Annotated in this window: 13 protein-coding genes; 5 read left to right on the forward strand and 8 right to left on the reverse strand. The window is 66.5% G+C overall.

Going from position 1 to position 16,361, the window contains the following annotated elements:
• Window positions 1-126: 126 nt before the first annotated feature.
• On the reverse strand, window positions 127-921 hold the full coding sequence (locus AC1Q6V_RS13715; RefSeq protein ID WP_010812413.1) for an alpha/beta fold hydrolase: 795 nt from the start codon (window positions 919-921) through the stop codon (window positions 127-129).
• A gap of 853 nt (window positions 922-1,774) precedes the next feature.
• Here AC1Q6V_RS13715 and AC1Q6V_RS13720 point away from each other — a divergent pair.
• Window positions 1,775-2,266, forward strand: a complete 492-nt coding sequence (locus AC1Q6V_RS13720; RefSeq protein WP_143010660.1) for a hypothetical protein — start codon at window positions 1,775-1,777, stop codon at window positions 2,264-2,266.
• Between the two features lie 971 nt (window positions 2,267-3,237).
• On the forward strand, window positions 3,238-3,387 hold the full coding sequence (locus tag AC1Q6V_RS13725; protein WP_492318689.1) for a DUF1484 family protein: 150 nt from the start codon (window positions 3,238-3,240) through the stop codon (window positions 3,385-3,387).
• A gap of 211 nt (window positions 3,388-3,598) precedes the next feature.
• Here the strand turns inward: AC1Q6V_RS13725 and AC1Q6V_RS13730 are convergent, their stop codons facing one another.
• From AC1Q6V_RS13730 to AC1Q6V_RS13740, 3 genes are all read right to left on the reverse strand, one after another.
• Window positions 3,599-5,779 carry a phosphocholine-specific phospholipase C gene (locus tag AC1Q6V_RS13730; protein WP_454750650.1) on the reverse strand — a complete coding sequence of 727 codons (2,181 nt, stop codon included), beginning with the start codon at window positions 5,777-5,779 and terminating at the stop codon, window positions 3,599-3,601.
• 49 nt (window positions 5,780-5,828) lie between these two features.
• The gene (locus tag AC1Q6V_RS13735; RefSeq protein ID WP_010812410.1) at window positions 5,829-6,014 is read right to left on the reverse strand and encodes a hypothetical protein; all 186 of its coding nucleotides are present in this window, start codon (window positions 6,012-6,014) and stop codon (window positions 5,829-5,831) included.
• Between the two features lie 228 nt (window positions 6,015-6,242).
• A complete protein-coding gene (locus tag AC1Q6V_RS13740) occupies window positions 6,243-7,202 on the reverse strand; it encodes a MurR/RpiR family transcriptional regulator (protein ID WP_439672637.1) in 960 nt (319 codons plus the stop codon).
• 289 nt (window positions 7,203-7,491) lie between these two features.
• Between AC1Q6V_RS13740 and AC1Q6V_RS13745 the strand changes: the two genes are divergently transcribed.
• Window positions 7,492-7,974, forward strand: a complete 483-nt coding sequence (locus tag AC1Q6V_RS13745; RefSeq protein ID WP_454750653.1) for a hypothetical protein — start codon at window positions 7,492-7,494, stop codon at window positions 7,972-7,974.
• A gap of 14 nt (window positions 7,975-7,988) precedes the next feature.
• Here the strand turns inward: AC1Q6V_RS13745 and AC1Q6V_RS13750 are convergent, their stop codons facing one another.
• The 4 genes from AC1Q6V_RS13750 to imuA all read right to left on the reverse strand — a co-directional run bounded on the left by AC1Q6V_RS13750 (window position 7,989) and on the right by imuA (window position 14,430).
• Window positions 7,989-8,546, reverse strand: coding sequence for a 5'/3'-nucleotidase SurE (locus tag AC1Q6V_RS13750; RefSeq protein ID WP_454750652.1), 558 nt, complete (start codon window positions 8,544-8,546; stop codon window positions 7,989-7,991).
• Between the two features lie 94 nt (window positions 8,547-8,640).
• Window positions 8,641-12,051: an error-prone DNA polymerase gene (locus AC1Q6V_RS13755; RefSeq protein ID WP_439672635.1), complete on the reverse strand. Its 3,411-nt coding sequence runs from the start codon at window positions 12,049-12,051 to the stop codon at window positions 8,641-8,643.
• Window positions 12,048-13,619 (reverse strand): Y-family DNA polymerase, encoded by a 1,572-nt coding sequence (locus AC1Q6V_RS13760; protein WP_439669922.1) that lies wholly within the window; start codon window positions 13,617-13,619, stop codon window positions 12,048-12,050. The genes AC1Q6V_RS13755 and AC1Q6V_RS13760 overlap by 4 nt, the downstream gene beginning before the upstream one ends.
• The gene (gene imuA, locus AC1Q6V_RS13765; RefSeq protein WP_454750568.1) at window positions 13,552-14,430 is read right to left on the reverse strand and encodes a translesion DNA synthesis-associated protein ImuA; all 879 of its coding nucleotides are present in this window, start codon (window positions 14,428-14,430) and stop codon (window positions 13,552-13,554) included. The genes AC1Q6V_RS13760 and imuA overlap by 68 nt, the downstream gene beginning before the upstream one ends.
• Window positions 14,431-14,773: 343 nt before the next feature.
• Between imuA and AC1Q6V_RS13770 the strand changes: the two genes are divergently transcribed.
• Both AC1Q6V_RS13770 and AC1Q6V_RS13775 read left to right on the forward strand, forming a co-directional pair.
• A complete protein-coding gene (locus tag AC1Q6V_RS13770) occupies window positions 14,774-15,034 on the forward strand; it encodes a helix-turn-helix domain-containing protein (protein ID WP_010809785.1) in 261 nt (86 codons plus the stop codon).
• Window positions 15,031-16,350 (forward strand): type II toxin-antitoxin system HipA family toxin, encoded by a 1,320-nt coding sequence (locus AC1Q6V_RS13775; protein ID WP_454750569.1) that lies wholly within the window; start codon window positions 15,031-15,033, stop codon window positions 16,348-16,350. The genes AC1Q6V_RS13770 and AC1Q6V_RS13775 overlap by 4 nt, the downstream gene beginning before the upstream one ends.
• Window positions 16,351-16,361: the final 11 nt, after the last annotated feature.

Here is a 16,361-nt window from a genome sequence, read left to right on the forward strand (position 1 = left end):
CGCACCCATCTGCGGACGACCGAAGTTCGGCCGAACCGGCCGGTCGCAGGCCGCGGCTAGATAACGGCCCGCTCGCAGCGTCACTCTAATGGGAGGCTTCCGCCTACCGGCAGAGAGCTAAGCTCATCATTTTTCGTGCTTGGCGATGAAGGCCTCAACAGTGTCGTGCAGTAGTTCGGGCTTTTCTAGGAAGATGAAGTGACCACTGTCCAGGATGGCAAACTCGGCTTCCGGAATCAGCTTTGCAAGTTCCGCGGAGAAGTACGGCGGGGCGCAGAAGTCGCGTTCGCCCACCAACACCAGCGTCGGCGTCGCGATCGAAGGAAGCTCATCGAATGCGTCGTGCCCCACGATCATGTCGATCCGGGCAAAGGCGATTTCCCGCTCAAATGTGCCAGCCGCCGTAGCGTTCACCCACGCCTGCACCTGCTCCGGGTGCTCGCGCATGAATCTCGGATCAAAGAGGAATAGTGCGTTGGCCTCGGTGGACGCGCGCAGGCCGGAATCGGTCAACATGCGTCGCCGCATGTCGAACTGACGACGGTAGAACGCGTCCGCCCGTGCAATCGAAGACACAATGCTTGCGCTGCGTAATAGCTCGCGGTGATGGATCGCCAGCAGTTGCGCGATGGCGCCACCGGTCGAGGAACCGACCACGTGGACCGGCCCGCATCCGACCGCCTCGATGACCCGCGCCATGTCCCGGGCGTGTTGTGAAATCGTCATGTCGCGCGCGGTGTGCTCAGACGCGCCGGTGCCGCGGTGGTCAGGGACGATCACTTGGTGATGCTCGGCAAACAATTCGATTAGGAGGCCCCACGATGCGCCGATCCCCGCAAGTCCTGCCAGAAGAAGCACAGGCGAACCTTGGCCCTTGACCTCGTAATGGATTGAAACACCGTCGGACGTTATGTTTGGCACTTTGCTTCTCCGTTTCTGCGTGAGGCGAATGAGAAGGCGAGCACGTCGTCGGGCGCTGCGGTTTCTTAATATTAGATTTGGAAATGCAGCACCTACACCTAGCCAAAGCCCTGATGCGGCCACGCCGCCAGCTTCAGTGTTCTACGGCCATTTGATGGGCGGCTGCCAAGGTTGATTGCCCTCTCCCGCCCCGGTTGTCGGCAGCCATATCAGCACCCTTGCACCGTAGCAGCTTTGTCGTAGGCGTGCAGTACGAATAAGGCAGTAGCCACGCACAGTCGGTTTCAAGTCAGAAACGTTCTCACCCATTGCCCGTGTAGTGGCAATGTCGACCTGCCACATCCACTTTCTTGTTACGACAACCTCTGTGCTCACCTGCACCACACTACGCGAAGAGTCCATGAGCTTCATGGCTAACCGTTGAATGGGTAATGGGTTCGGCGTGAAAAGTGCTGAGGCATTCAGAAGGAAGCTACTCAATTAAAATCATCATAGACAGCTCCCAATTAGGGTCATGTGAATCTTGCTCATTTCAGATTGAAACGATATCCATAACGTATCACTAATGAAACTGCCGAAGCGGCTTGAGGGGCTGCCTGACCGAACGGCCGCAGTCGCTGATGAAGACGATTGTGGAGAGCAATCAAGCGGGTCAGTCGACAGCAAGTAGCCACCACGAAGGCCGCTACTTCTTCCTCAAGGACCGAGCTCACCGCCGCCCTGGTTGGTGCATTGACCCTTCCAATTTGCTGGGCTAGAGTAAATGTGGACTTAAGCGAAATGGCATTGACTTTGCCGCTCAAGCCCCTTCACAACGGGCAGAAAGTCCAGTCAAGGGTCGAGTTTTGTGTTCTTGTACGTTTTGCTCGAAATGACCTGCTCGGTCCGCGATTCTGGGCAGCGTTTGATGTCGCTTTTTCAGGCGAAATGGGCTTTAGCAAGTGCCATTCAGACTAAAGTCACTGTCCTCGTCGACCGGATGTCATTTTCCACAGGGAGTCTTACCATGGCGAATTGGCAAGTTGGAAGCAATTGGGATATTGTTCAGGGCAATGGCTTTCGTGTCCACGTCTTCCTGACGCAGAACGAGGATAGGATTGCAGGCTCGGCGGAAACTTCCGACGGCAGTCACGTAAGCTCTCGCCTCGAAGGTTTCGTAACAGATAACGAGTTTCACCTATCCATCCTCTGGAAAAATGGCTCAGATGGAAGGTACATCGGGTCATTTAAGGGCAAAGGCTTCCCAGCCGGTCAAGGGGTACTTGAGGGTTTTACTGGCGACCTAGCGCATCCGGAGAGCAGTACAAAGTGGTTCTCGGAGAACGTCATCTTCAAACGTGCGTAGTGATCCCCGGGCGGAAGATTGGGCCCTCTGCGGGCGAAGGCTGCGAGCAAGTGGGTGTTGGCCGTCACGTTGTCCGCTCAATAGATGGCGCATCAGTACACGTTGCGCCACCTGCAGCACCGGCGTGACCAGCTCGGGCTTCGCGGCCAGCAGCAAGCGCAGCGGGATGGGCAGCGACAACACCCACTGCCGCCCCGGCACGTGTGGGATGACGTGATCGACAAGGTATGCTGCGGTCTACGACATCCGACGAGCACCGCCTGAGGTGCAAAACCGTCGGCGCTTGCAGTTGGAGGCCAGCAGCTTTTCTTGCCCGCATTCGCCGCAGCGCATGCATCAGGAGCCCGTGCGCCAGGCTCGAGGAAGGCGTCGAACTCGTCCTTGATGACCCGGGAAGTTCAATGCGGCCTCGGTGTGGGTGATGAGGCTGGTCGCCTAGCCCGGGAAACATCTCGCATCAACGTCCCTTGTTTGAGCAGAACAGTCGCTCGAGCGGCAGCGCCACCGCGATGGGAAGGACGGCTTATGGCCGACAAGCGACCTCCGCCAGAACACGGGTTCGGTAACGTTCCGGACAAACTTGCAGTCGCCCTCTGACCTGCATACCTGGCCAGTATGTCAAAATTCGTTTCCAATCGGCCAGCTTCGTTGACCGGTCATGTGCGAGCGTTTGATTCCTCGCGGCGGGCCAGCCCTCCTTGCTCCAGGGGAGTCATACTGACTAACCCGGCCCTGTGCTCGCCCCCCGGTTAGCAGCGGACTGCGAGCCTCCATCACTCACTTGGAGGTAATCATGCAAAGCAACACCCCGGCTCCCCAAGAGCCCACCCTCGCCCAAAAGCAAGCCCAACTAGCCGAGAACCTGGCCAAAATCGACCGCGCCCAGGCTCGTCACCACGCAAAGCCGCCCCCCCCCGCCCAGCAAGGCCGTCCCCCTGGAGGACCACATCCTTGAAGTCACCGACGACATCCTGCGTGTCAGCGTCGGTCTTCAGTCCTTCCTGACCTTGCTGGACCTGCAGAGCGACACCATCCCCCAGGGCATCGGCCTCCACGCCCTGCTCTTGCCGCTCAAGCAGCAACTGGACGAGAGCGCCAACCGCCTGCAGGCGCTGGTCTGACGAGGGAGCGCTGCTGTCCCGCGCACGGATGAGCAGCGCTGAAAAGCAAACGGCGCGAGCCAGTTGGTCTCGCGCTGTTTGCATCTTCCCGATGGTCGAGCGGTGCAAGCCGCAGATCCGCATCGAGATCGGGAGCTTCGAGGCGATGTGCCATCACCGCACAAAGCTGCGGTCCGGCACGCATTCCGGCCGGACCGCGGCGACCAGACGCTCAGCCCAGCCCGGTTGCCATCGCCGGGTCCGTCACGCCATGCTGGCCGGTCTCCAGGCGACCGGCGAAGCGGCGTTCGAATCCGCTTTCGGCTTCCGTGACCGTGAAGTCGTACCAGTTGCCGCTCTCCTGCAGCGGCCAGTGGTGCTCCACCTCGGCGCCGGCCGTGATATGGAGTTGCCACGGACCGTCGTTACGATAAGCATTGGGCGTCACCACCAGCGTCAGCGGCTTGCCGCCACCGTTGACTGCGCCCTTGCCGTCGTTGCGCGCCGACAGGTAGACGCTGCCCTTGCCCAGGTCGTAGCAGACGCGGACCTCAGGGGCATCGGCCATGGCGTCCGCGGGCAACTGGCCCTTGAACATGCGCACGAAGCCGTTAGGCCCGTAGACCACCAGGTCATAGCGTCCGTTGTCCGTGGCGCGCGCATCCCATTCATCGTCCAGCATCTTGCCGGGCTCGACCATGTAGCGGCGCGGAATCTGGTCCAGATGGAGCCGGTCGTAGACATGGAAGACCGCGCCCTGCTCCCCCGTATTGCTGAAGATCAGCTTCAGCTTGCCGATGGTGGGCTCGGCCAGCGCACTCGCATGGAGGACATAGGGCAGCGCGCGCGAATACTTGGTGCCAGTCTCCTGGAACAGCGACGCCGGCACGGCCGGTGCCGCCGCCTTGGGTTTCGCCAGCTGTTCCGCGATCACCTGCTTGTAGTTGCTGGTATCCGGCAGCGTCGGAAACACCTGGTCATTCGGCGTCCTGAAATCGAAGACCGAAGTCAGGTCGCCGGCCACTGCGCGGTGCCACGGGCTGATCGCGGGCACCGTGATGCCGAAGCGCTGTTCCAGGAAGCGCCCCATCGAGGTGTGGTCGAACACCTGCGAGTTGATCCAGCCGCCGCGCGTCCACGGCGAGATCACATACATCGGCACGCGCGGGCCGAACCCGTACGGGCGCAGGCGGATGGTCTCGCCGCTGGTGGTGGTGCCGTCGAGCGCCGTATTGCCGGCGGTGTCGAAGTATTCGCCGGTGACGTCGACGGTCGACTTGCCGTGCAGGACGCCATTGGCGTCGTAGGACGGCACCGCGGCCGGCGGCATATGGTCGAAGAAGCCGTCATTCTCATCGAAGGTGATGAAGAACACGGTCTTGCTCCAGACCTCCGGGTTGGCGGTCAGCGCCGTCAGCACCGTGTTGATAAAGTCCGCGCCTTCGGTTGCGCTCGACGGGCCGCCCGGATGTTCGGACTGCGCCGGCGTCGGCAGGATCCAGCTCACGGCCGGCAGCGTGTCGTCCCGCACATGCGCGGCCATCTGCTCGATGGTCCAGCTGCTCATGCCGTTGTCATAGAGCGGATTGCCCGGCTGCGCTTCACGGAAGCTCTTGAAGGCGAGCCCGCCATGCAGCAGGCCGCCCCAGTTGGCGTTGGGGTTCTGGTAGATGCGCCAGCTCACGCCCTTTGCCTGCAGCAGTTCCGGCAGCGTGGCCCACTGGAAGGCGGAACCCTTGTAGGTGTAGCCCGGCGTGGGCAGCTTGCCGCTCACGCTGCAGCGCAGGTTATTGACCTCCGCATCGTCAAGCGTGCAGTTGCGCCCCGCCTCGCGCAGCGCGGGGTTGTAGTTGGAGCCCGACATGAAAGTGATGCGGTTCGGGTCGGTGCCGCCGGCGTGGCTGCAGTGGTAGGCGTCGCAAAGCGTGAAGGCCTCGGCCAGCGCGTACTGGAACGGAATGTCTTCACGACGGTAGTAGCCCATCGAATGGTCGTTCTTGTACTTGGCCCAGAAGCCGAAACGGCCCTGGTTCCACGCATTCTGCGCATCCATGAAGCTGTGCGGCGTGCCGGAGACGCGCAGCGCGTTGACGGTCGCGCTGTCGAGGTGGAACGGCGTGATCTCGCGCGCGCCGTTCGATTCGAACCACACCGGCTTGCCTGACGGCACCGGCACCGGGAAGCGGTCGCCGAAGCCACGCACGCCGCGCATGGCGCCGAAGTAATGGTCCAGGGCGCGGTTTTCCTGCATCAGGATCACCACGTGCTGCACGTCCTGGATCGTGCCGGTATTGACCGCAGCGGGAACGGCGAGTGCGCGCGCGATGCTGGGCGGCAGCATCGACAGAACCGAAGCAGCGGCAGCGCTTTTGACGGCGCCGGAGAGGAAGGTGCGTCGATCGATTTTGGTCATGATCGGGGGAATGGTAGGAGCGGACGATAGAGGAAGGGTCGCGGGTGTGTCAGGGTGCGCAGTGCATGCCCTGCTTCGACGCTGCCGCGTCGCCGGCTGGTGCCGCCTGCATGGTTGCCTTGACGGCCTGGGGAGCGAGGGTGCTGCCATCTTCGCCACCACCGCATGCGGTGAGAGCCAGGGACAAAAGCGCCGCGAGCAGCGCGGCGCGGCCAGACCACAACGGGTTGTTCATGAGGACTCCTTATGTTCGAGGGCCAGGGGGAAGGGACTGACGCGACTCGAAGCGTAGGGGCCCGATGTGACATCCAAATGAATATTGCTCAATACAATTGTTTTTATATTTGAATTATCCTCATTTTCTGGCCGTGGAACGGCACCCGCCCCCGTCACTGACGGGAGCAAGGCAGGACGACAACTGCAGCAGGAATATGTCAGGATGCCGGCGCGGGCCGGCCGAGGCTCAATATCGCTTGAGCGACAGGACGTCGAACGTACGCCGCAGCGTTTCGACGGAGTGGTCGTAGTCCGTCAGCGCGAGGCAGGCGATCAGCACATCGATGATCGCCAGTTGCGCCAGGCGGCTGGTCATCGCCTCGGTCCGGAAGCGGGTCTCGCGCGCCATCGTGAACAGCACGACGTCGGCGAAGGCCTGGATCGGCGACTTGCCGAAATTGGTGATGCAGATGGTGCTGGCACCGCTCTCCCGGGCCAGCCGCGTGGCCGTCACGGTTTCATGCGTGCTGCCCGAATGCGAGATGGTCAGCGTGGCAACCCTGGGGCCCGCGAGCGATGCACTGATGGCCTGAATATGCGAATCCACCACCGCCTTCACGTTGAGCCCGATGCGCAGCATGCGGTACTGCGCATCCTCGGCGATCGGCGCCGCGCTGCCAATGCCATAGATCTCGATGCGTTCGGCCGCCCTGAGCAATGCGACCGCGCGCTCGATCGCGGCCACGTCGAGCACGGCGCTGGTGTCATGCAGCGTCTGGACGTTGCTCTGGAAGATCTTGCGCATGACCGCCGGGCAGGTGTCGCCGGGCTCGAGGTCTTCGTGGATGATCTGGACCCCCTGCACCAGTTCCTGCGCCAGCAGGATCTTCAGTTGCTGGAAGCCCGTCGCGCCCAGGCTCTTGCAGAAACCGACCACGCTGCCCTCGCTCGCATTGGTGCGCTCGGCCACTTCGCTGACCGACATATGGATCACGGTCTGCGGATACCGGGTCACGAAATCGGCAATGCGCTGCCCGGCCGGCCCCAGCGAGTCCCGCATGCTGTGGATGCGCGCGAGCATCGCCGACGTGGTGGGCGACGGCGGCGCTGGCTCGGCGGTCTGCGCGGGCTCCGTTCTGGCCGATGACGCCTGCGACGACGATTTCCGGGCCGGCGCCGCGCCCGCGCCGCGGCGGCCCTTTACCATGGGCCCCGCCCGCCCACGGACTGACGGTACGGCGCGAAGCCAGGGTGGCAAGACGGAATCGGCATCAATCGACCTGCAAAGTGGATAGTGAATTCAGTGTTCCGGATGAAACCGGCAAGGCACGGCACGATGATAACCGCTTGCGTTGACGGTCCGTTTTTCCGTTGCCCTGCTCGCCCTGCGGCCGCTCAAGTCCCGGCCACAAACTGCCGATATCCGCAAGGAACCGGCGCATTCCGTAGCGCACGTTGCCAAGGGCCGGCCGACCAGGAGAAGTACGACCGTGACGATGATCGAGCCGATTGCCGCGAACGCAGCGGCAGCCGTTTCCATTGACAACCCGGCAGTCACGCCGGCCGTAGCCGCCAGCGAGACCGCCGGCGACACCGCCGGTATCCGGGCGCGGCCCGCATCCAGCACCGAGATCCATATCTCGGCACCGGGGCAGGCCCTGGCCGGTGGCGGACAGGCGCCCGCGGTGCGCGACAACAGCGACGTCGACAACAGCGGCCTGCCCGACCAGGCCAAGGATGCGATCAAGCGCCTGCGCGAACTGCGCGCGCAACTGGAGCGCAAGCTGCAAGAGCTGGAGGCAGTGAAGAATGCGGCCACCGGCACCCCGGACCAGAAGCGCATCCGCATCGCGGCCCTGCAACAGGAAATCGCTGGCCTGGGCGCAGCCATCAACAGCACCACCGCGTCCCTGAACCAGGCCATCCGCAAGCTCTCCGCCGAGCAGAAACTGGTGGCGGGCAGCCTGGCGATGAACTAGCGCGACCGACAAGCTCAATACGCATCGAAGGTGCCGTGCCGCGAGAACGCGAAGGGCGTGGCGGCCGACGGCGCGTTCGGGAAGTTGACGTTCAGCGCCAGCCCTGCGGGCAGCAGCGGACCGCCGTTGGCCTTGGCACGCAGCGTGTTGACCAGCTTGATGGACAACTGCGCCACCACGCCGGACACCGGGCTTGCCAGGCCCGCATTGTCGACCGAGTCCGTACCCGCGCTCAGGGCGATGGACGGGATACCGCGCGATGCGGCGAACTGCGCATTGCTGACGGTGCCCGAGCTGTTGACGATACGGCCGACGTTCTGCCCTTCGTTGGGCCCGGACAGCACCAGGTCGGGGGCCTTGCCCCAGCGCGCCGGAGCCAGCACGTCCAGCCCGTACATGGTCGCCATCACCGGCGTGCCATGGGCGTAGTTGTAATCGCCGTTGGTGTAGCCCGGCTTCGTGAAGGGGCCCACCGCCGGCTCGCCGGTGGCCGCCGCACCGTTGTGGCAGCCGCCTTCGGCCTCGATCTGGGTCTTGTCGTTGTCGGGCACGATGACCGTGGTGCTGTACATCACGATGCCGGCGCCGCGGCCACTCTGGCGATGAATCAGGCGTGCAAGTAAACCGCTCCAGGCACAGGCATGACCTGGCTTCTGGCCGTGCGTCTCAATGAAAATCCCGGCTCCCCACCATCAACCGCCCCAGCATCGGGCTTAAATCCACCAGCTCCTTGGCCACCAGGTGGCGCACGTCGCCCTGGCGCTGCCAGGTGCCGACCACGCCCAGCAGCGTGGCGCCCAGCACCTCCTTGCGCTGGCGCTCGACCAGGTCGGGCCACAGGATCAGGTTGACGGAGCCGGTCTCGTCCTCGATGGTGGCGAAGATGGTGCCGCTGGCGGTGGATGGGCGCTGGCGCACGGTGACGATGCCGCAGGCGCGCACGCGGCGGCCGTTGGCGCAGCGCGCGAGCTGGCTGGCGGTGGCAAAGCGCATCGCCGTCAGCTTGCGCCGCAGCAACGCCAGCGGGTGCGACTTGAGCGACAGGCCCAGGCTGGCATAGTCCGCCGTCACGTCTTCGCCGAGCCGGGGCGCGGGCAGCGCCAGCGCGGCTTCGGCGGGCGGCGCTTCGTACAGCAGGTCGCGGTGCGCGGCATGCGCGGCGGCGGCGCGCGCCTGCCAGCGGGCCTGGCGGCGGTTGCCGGCCAGCGGCGCCAGTGCGTCGGCGGCGGCCAGCACGTCGATGTCGTGCCGGTCCAGGCTGGCGCGCAGTGCCAGGTCTTCGACGCTGTCGAACGGACGCTGGGCGCGCGCGGCCTCGATGCGCAGCGCGGCCGCTTCGCGCATGCCCTTGACGCGGCCCAGGCCCAGGCGCACGCGCGGATGCTGCGGCCTGGTGCGGGCCTGCGCGTCGGCGACATCGGCCTCCACCGGCTCCAGCGTGCTGTCCCAGCGGCTGATGGTCACATCCACCGGCAGCACCTGCACGCCATTGCGGCTGGCGTCCTGCACCAGTTGCGACGGTGAATAGAACCCCATCGGCTGGCTGTTCAGCAGCGCGCACAGGAAGGCGGCCGGATGATGGCACTTGAGCCAGGCGCTGATATAGACCAGCTTGGCAAAGCTGGCCGCGTGGCTCTCGGGGAAGCCATACTCGCCAAACCCCTCGATCTGCTTGCAGATCGCCAGCGCGAAGGATTCCGGGTAGCCGTTGCCGGTCAGCGCGCGCACCAGCGCATCCTGGTGCTGGCGCAGGTCGCCGCGCCGCCGCCACGCCGCCATCGACCGGCGCAGCTGGTCGGCCTGTCCCGGTGAAAAGCCGGCCGCGTCGATGGCCAACTGCATCACCTGCTCCTGGAAGATGGGCACACCCAGCGTGCGGCCCAATACCTTTTCGATGACCGGGTTGAAGTAAGTGGGCGGCTTGCCGGTGCGGCGGAAGGCCTCGCGCCGCTTCAGGTAGGGATGCACCATGCCGCCCTGGATCGGGCCGGGCCGCACGATGGCGACCTCCACCACCAGGTCGTAGTACTGGCGCGGCTGCAGCCGCGGCAGCATCGATTGCTGCGCGCGCGATTCGATCTGGAATACGCCGATGGTCTCGGCCTTGCAGATCATGTTGTAGGTGTCCGGGTCTTCCTTGGGGATGTCTTCCATCCGCGTCGGCAATGCGGCGCGCGCCGGGTCCGGGTTGGGGATCATCTCCAGCGCGCGCCGGATCGCCGACAGCATGCCCAGCGCCAGCACATCGACCTTGAGCAGGCCCAGCGACTCCAGGTCGTCCTTGTCCCACTGGATCACGCTGCGGTCGGCCATGGCCGCGTTCTCGATCGGCACCAGCCGCGACAGCTTGTGCTGCGCGATCACGAAACCGCCCACATGCTGCGACAGGTGGCGCGGAAAGCCGCGCAGCTGCGCGGTCAGGCTGGCCCACTGCTGCACCGCCGGCGATTCGGGATCGAGCCCGTAGCGGGCGATCTTCTCGACAAAGCCGCGGCCGCCGTCCCACCAGGCCTGGCCCTTGACCACCTGCTCCACCACGCTGGCGTCGATGCCCAGCGCGCGGCCCACGTCGCGCAATGCGCTGCGCGAGCGGTAGGTGATCAGCGACGCCGCCAGCGCTGCGCGGTGGCGGCCGTATTTCCTGTAGATGTACTGGATCACCTCTTCGCGCCGCTGGTGCTCGAAGTCCACGTCGATATCGGGCGGCTCATCGCGCTCGCGCGACAGGAAGCGGCCGAACAGCAGGTTGGCCTGCTCGGGACTGACCTCGGTCACATACAGGCAGAAGCACACCAGTGAATTGGCGGCCGAGCCGCGGCCCTGGCACAGGATGCCCTCCCCGCGCGCAAAGCGCACGATGTCGTGCACGGTCAGGAAGAAGGGTTCGTAGTGCTTTTCTTCGATCAACTGCAGTTCTTCTTCGAGCTGTTTCTCCCACTCCGGCTTCAGGCCGTTGGGGAAGCGTTCACGCTTGCCGCGCGTGACCTCCTTGCGCAGGTAGGAGATCGGCGTCTCGCCGGCCGGCACCAGTTCCTCGGGATATTCATAGCGCAGCATCCCCAGCGAGAAATCGCACGACTCTGCGATCTTCAGCGTCTGCGCCAGCGCCTCGCGCGGGTACAGGCGCGACAGCACCTGGCGCATGCGCAGGTGCTGCTCGGCATTGGGCGCCAGCGCCATGCCGCATTCGGCCAGCGGCTGGCCCAGCCGGATCGCGGCCAGCACATCGGACAACGGCTTGCGCGAGCGCACGTGCATGGTGACCGCGCCGGCCGCCGCCAGCGGCACGCCGGTCTGTGCCGATACCGCTTCCAGGCGCGCGCGATGCAGTGCATCGGCATGGCCCTGCAACTGCTCCAGCGCGATCCAGGCGCGCTCGCCGAAGACCGCGCGGCACCACTCGGCCTGCTCTCGCAGCAGTTCAGGATCGGCGCAATAGTCGGGCAGCAGCAGCGCCACGCAGCCGGGCACGCCGCGCAGGTGCGCTTCATCAGCAGCGGGCGCGGCCAGGTCTTCGGGATGCAGCCGGTAGCTGCCCTTCTGCGCGCGCCGCCGGCCCAGCGTGATCAGCTCGCTCAGGTTGCCGAAGCCCTCGCGGTGCTGGGCGATCAGCACCAGCCGCAGCGGCGGGCGCGCCGAGCCGTCGGCCGGGGTCAGGCTGAAGCGGCTGCCGATCAGCAGCGAGAAGGCATCGGCGGCGCGGGCCAGCGCCTGCAGCCGCTGGTGGCGGCTGGCGTGGGCATGGGGATCGTCAGCGCCGGCGTCAGGCTCTTCGTCATGGTCCAGCAGCGGCTCATCCACGCCCTCTTCGCCGCGTGCCGCGCTGCGCGCCACCGCGTCGTGCAGGCGCTTGCGCAGCGTCTCGATGGCATCGTGCGCGCGCGCGGTGCCGGCCACCGAGCATTCATCGGTCAGCGCCAGCCCGCTGTAGCCCAGGCCGAAGGCGCGCTCGATCAGCTCGCCCGGGTGCGAGGCGCCGGTCAGGAAGGTGAAGTTGGAGATGCAGTGCAACTCCACGTAATCCGGCAGCGCCGGCAGCAAACCCGGCAGCGAGGCAGGCAAGAACAGCGCGCTCATGCGAACAACCCGTGCAGGAACCAGCGGTACTCGCCGCCATCGTCCTGCGCCGCATGGCCCGGACGTTCGCGGAAGATCCAGCAGCGCAGGCCGTCGGCGCGCTCGGCGATAAAGTAGTCGCGCGTGGCCAGCGCGCCGTCCCACCAGCCGGCCTCGATGCGCTCAGGGCGGCTCAGCAGCGCCAGCGGGCCGCCGTGGCAGGGCCGGTGGCGCTGCACCGGCAGCGGCAGCGGTTGCGGCAGCAGCCACAGCGGGCGCTCCGGCTGCGGATCCGGCAGGCTGGCGGCCTTGTTGCCGCCGGGCTCGTCGACCGGGCACCAGCGGTTGGCGCGCTCGGGCCGGTGGTCGGCCAGCGGCCGCGGCTGCAGCACGTTGTCACGGCCCAGCCGCGCCATCAGCGTATCGAGCAGGCGGCCCAGGTCTTCCGGCGTGCCGCCGGGCTCGGGGAACAGCGCATCGCTGTGCGGCACGCATGCGGCCATCGCCTCAACGCGCAGCGCCAGGCCGGTCACCGGGGCGTGGAAATTGAGCTTGTCGAGCTTCTCGCGCAGCAGCCGCGACAGGTGCGCGGGGTCGCGGCTGGGCTGGGCCAGGCCCACCGGCACCTCGGTGCCGTCGGTGTCAACGCCGCGCCGGTAGCGCTCATGCTCCAGCACCAGCACGCAGCGCGTGACGCCGGCCTGCTGCACCGCCAGCCAGCCCGCCAGCGCCAGCAGCAGGCGCTGCGCGCCGGCCAGCACGCCCTCGGCGGATTCGATGCGGCCCGGCAGGTCCATGCGCTGCGCAAACGCGGGCGGCGCCACAAACCAGGCAAAGCGCGCCGGCGTGTCGCCATAAGCCTGGTCCAGCCGCGCCAGCAGCGCCGGGCCCAGCCGGCGCGTCAGGCCCGCGCGCGGCAGGCGCCGCACCTCGCCCAGCGTGCGGCAGCCGATGCCGTCCAGCCAGGCCGGATCGGCCAGCGTATGCAGCGCCTCCACCGGCAGGCGGTCCAGCAGCCGGTGCAGGCGTGCCATGCCCACCGCGCGGCGCCCGGGCCGCACCACGCCGCGCCGCGTGCGCCGCAGCGGCTGGCGCGCCAGCCACGCGGCGCCGTGCGCGGTCGGGCCTGAGCCCACCTGGGCAAAGGTGCCAAGCTGGCGCACGCAGGCACGCACCGCGCGGCACAGCGCGCGGTGGCCGCCAAACAGGCGCAGGCTGGCGGTGACGTCCAGCATCACCGTGGCCGACTCCGGTTCCTCGTCGACGGTCACGCCCGGCGTGAAATGCAGCAGCGCCAGCGCCACCGCCTCCATCAACGAAGCTTCCGCGGCCAGGTCGCGCTCCAGCTGCACGATGTCGGCCGACAGCGCCTGCACGCCGCCGCGGCGCATGCCGTAGCGCACGCCGAGCTGCATCGCCGGGCCGTTGGCCAGCACCACCTGCTCGCGCGCCATCACCGCCACCGGCAGCGCATGGTGCAGCGTGGCGGTGGCGGCAGGCGGGCTCACGGCGGGCGCCAGCTCAGGCCAGCTGGGCTGCAGGGCGTCCAGGGGCAGGCGCGGCAGGTGCACCGCGATCCAGTACGGCATCGGAAGAAGATGGAGAAGACGATTCAGACAAGGCAGGTGCTCCTGCCGGGACAGGCCAGGCGGCTGCGCGCGTGGCCGCTGCCATCCCGTCCAGGCGCAGCAGCAGCGGCGTGTCCCGCACCGGCCCGCGCCGCTTGTGGAAGGTGATCGACAGCACATTGCCGGGCAGCGGCGCCAGCAGCAGCCGCAGCACCGCCGGCGACGACTCGCGCAGCGCCGTGGCCGGGCGCAGCGCCCATGCCACCGCGTCGCCGGCCTGCGCCAGCACCTGCAGGCGGCGCAGCGCCTCGGGGCGGGCCGCGGGCAGCCAGACCAGCACGCCGCCAAAGGCCTGGCTGCGCAGCACCTGCTCGGCCGCCCACAGCATGTCGGCCTGCTGCGCGGCCTTGCCGGCGCCGGCCGGGGGACGCATCCAGTAGAGCTGGCGCGCCGGCAGGCCGGCCGCGGCCAGCCCCATCGCATTGGGCAGGTAAGGCGGCGCCACCAGCGCAATACGGCGCCCGGCCCCGGCCAGCGCGCCCAGCGCCGGCAGCAGCAGGCGCAGCTCGCCCGCTCCACCCTGCGCCGTCAGCAGCTCCGTCAGCCCGCCCGCCGGCCAGCCGCCGCCGGGCAGCTCGGCCGACAGCGCGTCATATCCGGTCGGGCATACCGCCGCACCGCCGGCACGGCCCAGCTGGCCGGCCCGCCACAGCCCGGGATAACACTGCTCGAGCGCCGACAGCGCCTGCTGGCGCGAGACCGGGGGCGCCGGCGCAGGGAAAAGAAGGCCCTCCGCCGCCATGGGCGGGGCTGCGTGCGATTGCGCAGTCATGTGGAGTTGGCGTCGCTCGCCGGGGATGGCGAGGAACTAGTAGGTTTACGATAACTGTATATTTATACAGTATCGGGTGCCAGCGCAAGGGGTAGCGGCAAGGGGTGGCCTGGGGAACACCGGGGAAGTGAGACGGGCGGGCGGCGGCCCGTCTTCATTTGCTCCACCCGGTTTCATTCCGGACGGCGGTCCGCAATAGAAAATAATTCGATAGCATTACTTTATTGAATAGAGGCTACTATCGAATGATACGCGCCTGGCTATCGGCGCGCCGATGTATCATACTAAGGCATGCATATATCAATGAAATAATGCTATGTCATTAGTTTCTCAGTGCCGCGACATGCGTGAAGCCAGAGGCAAGACCCTGACCGAGATCGGGCGGGTGCTGGGCATGGCAAGCCAGAACCTGTCGGCGATCCTGCTGGGGAAGAAGGACAGCCGCGCATCCACCCTCGAAGCCCTGGCGGCCGCCCTGGACGCAGAATGGGTCCTGGTGCCCAACGAGCGGGCACAGGAAGTCAGGCAAGTCCTGGAAGGCAAAGGCAGCGGGCCCGACCGCAGCGCCCGCAGCGCAGTCGACATCTTCCTGGACCAGGAATGAGCTACGAACTGCATCCGCGCTTTCTTGAGGTCCGGCTGTACGACCAGTTATGCGGCTACCTGTGCGAGGCCAGCGGCAATGTCCGGTTCGTGCCATCCGAAGCCTTCCGGGGCGACACGCGCCGCCCCACGCTGAGCCTGTCGATCAGCGTCCCGACCGAGGCCGGCCGCAAGGCCACCGCCGAGGTGCTGGACAACCCCTTCCATCCTGCCGTCTACAGCACGGGCCATGAACTGCCGCCCTACTTTGCCGGCCTGCTGCCCGAGGGCGAACTGCGCAAGCGGCTCGAGGCAACGCGGAGCAATCCCGATGACAAGGATGATTTCGGCATCCTGGCATCGGCCGGCAATGATCTCCCGGGGGCCGTCGTCATCGTGCCGGCGGACATCGGCGCGTTGCCGGAGTATGCGCGGACGTATGGCGTGACCGGCGGCGCGGACAACCTGGAAATTGCCGTGGTGGAGGGCGCCACCCAGGGCGCGGCCTCGGTGTCCGGCGTGCAGAACAAGCTGGCCCTGTCGACGGTGCTGCAGGACAAGCGCTACACTCTGCCAGCCAAGGGCAGGCTGTCCGACATCATCGCCAAGCTTCCTGCCAGGAACGATGATTCGCAGGTGTTCAACGAATCGATCTCGATGCAGCTCGCAGCTGCCGCCGGCGTCCATGTCGCGCCGACAAGAGTACTGCCCGTCTCGACCATCGAGGTCGAGGGACTGGTTGAATCGCTGGGCGAAAACCTGCACTACCTTGCGGTGGACAGGTTTGACCGCACCCCGGCCGGGCGTGTGCACGCCGAAGACGGCTGCCAGATGCTGGGCAGGATGCCAGCGAAGAAGTACGCCGGCATCGAGAGCTACATTCAGCTCGTTGCCGCCCTGTATCGCCTGAGCCCGAGCGGGATCGAGCATGCGCGGCAGTTCTTCCTGCGCCAGGCGGTCAACACGCTGATCGGCAACAGCGATGCGCACCTGAAGAACTTCTCGGTGACCTATCACAACGGGGTCCTGCCAGAACTGTCACCGGCGTACGACATCGTCTGCGTGGCCGCGCTTCCCGGCTTTGCGACCTATGGCCAGAACGTTGCCATCGACAGGCGGCAGCGTGAAGAAACCCTGGCAACGTACGAGACCATCGCGGAGAAGGCCGGCGTCCCGCGGCGCATTGCGACCGCCGCCGTCAAGGAAGCCGTCGCGCTGGCGCATGCCAACTGGCCGCGCATGCTGGACGACCTGGACGCGCCGCAGGCGATCCGCAATGTCGTTGCCGAGCGCCTGCAGACGCTGCCGCTTGCACGGGCCGGCAGGCCGGCCAGGTGAGGCGCCCGCCA

The organism is Cupriavidus sp. GW823-FHT07B10 (genome assembly GCF_058794355.1).

Bases quoted from the DNA above. Each gene is read 5' to 3' on its own strand.
- AC1Q6V_RS13730 (WP_454750650.1), bottom strand. From the start codon at position 5,779: ATGACCAAAATCGATCGACGCACCTTCCTCTCCGGCGCCGTCAAAAGC.
- AC1Q6V_RS13735 (WP_010812410.1), bottom strand. From the start codon at position 6,014: ATGAACAACCCGTTGTGGTCTGGCCGCGCCGCGCTGCTCGCGGCGCTT.
- AC1Q6V_RS13740 (WP_439672637.1), bottom strand. From the start codon at position 7,202: ATGGTAAAGGGCCGCCGCGGCGCGGGCGCGGCGCCGGCCCGGAAATCG.
- AC1Q6V_RS13745 (WP_454750653.1), top strand. From the start codon at position 7,492: ATGATCGAGCCGATTGCCGCGAACGCAGCGGCAGCCGTTTCCATTGAC.
- AC1Q6V_RS13750 (WP_454750652.1), bottom strand. From the start codon at position 8,546: ATGTACAGCACCACGGTCATCGTGCCCGACAACGACAAGACCCAGATC.
- AC1Q6V_RS13755 (WP_439672635.1), bottom strand. From the start codon at position 12,051: ATGAGCGCGCTGTTCTTGCCTGCCTCGCTGCCGGGTTTGCTGCCGGCG.
- AC1Q6V_RS13760 (WP_439669922.1), bottom strand. From the start codon at position 13,619: ATGCCGTACTGGATCGCGGTGCACCTGCCGCGCCTGCCCCTGGACGCC.
- imuA (WP_454750568.1), bottom strand. From the start codon at position 14,430: ATGACTGCGCAATCGCACGCAGCCCCGCCCATGGCGGCGGAGGGCCTT.
- AC1Q6V_RS13770 (WP_010809785.1), top strand. From the start codon at position 14,774: ATGCGTGAAGCCAGAGGCAAGACCCTGACCGAGATCGGGCGGGTGCTG.
- AC1Q6V_RS13775 (WP_454750569.1), top strand. From the start codon at position 15,031: ATGAGCTACGAACTGCATCCGCGCTTTCTTGAGGTCCGGCTGTACGAC.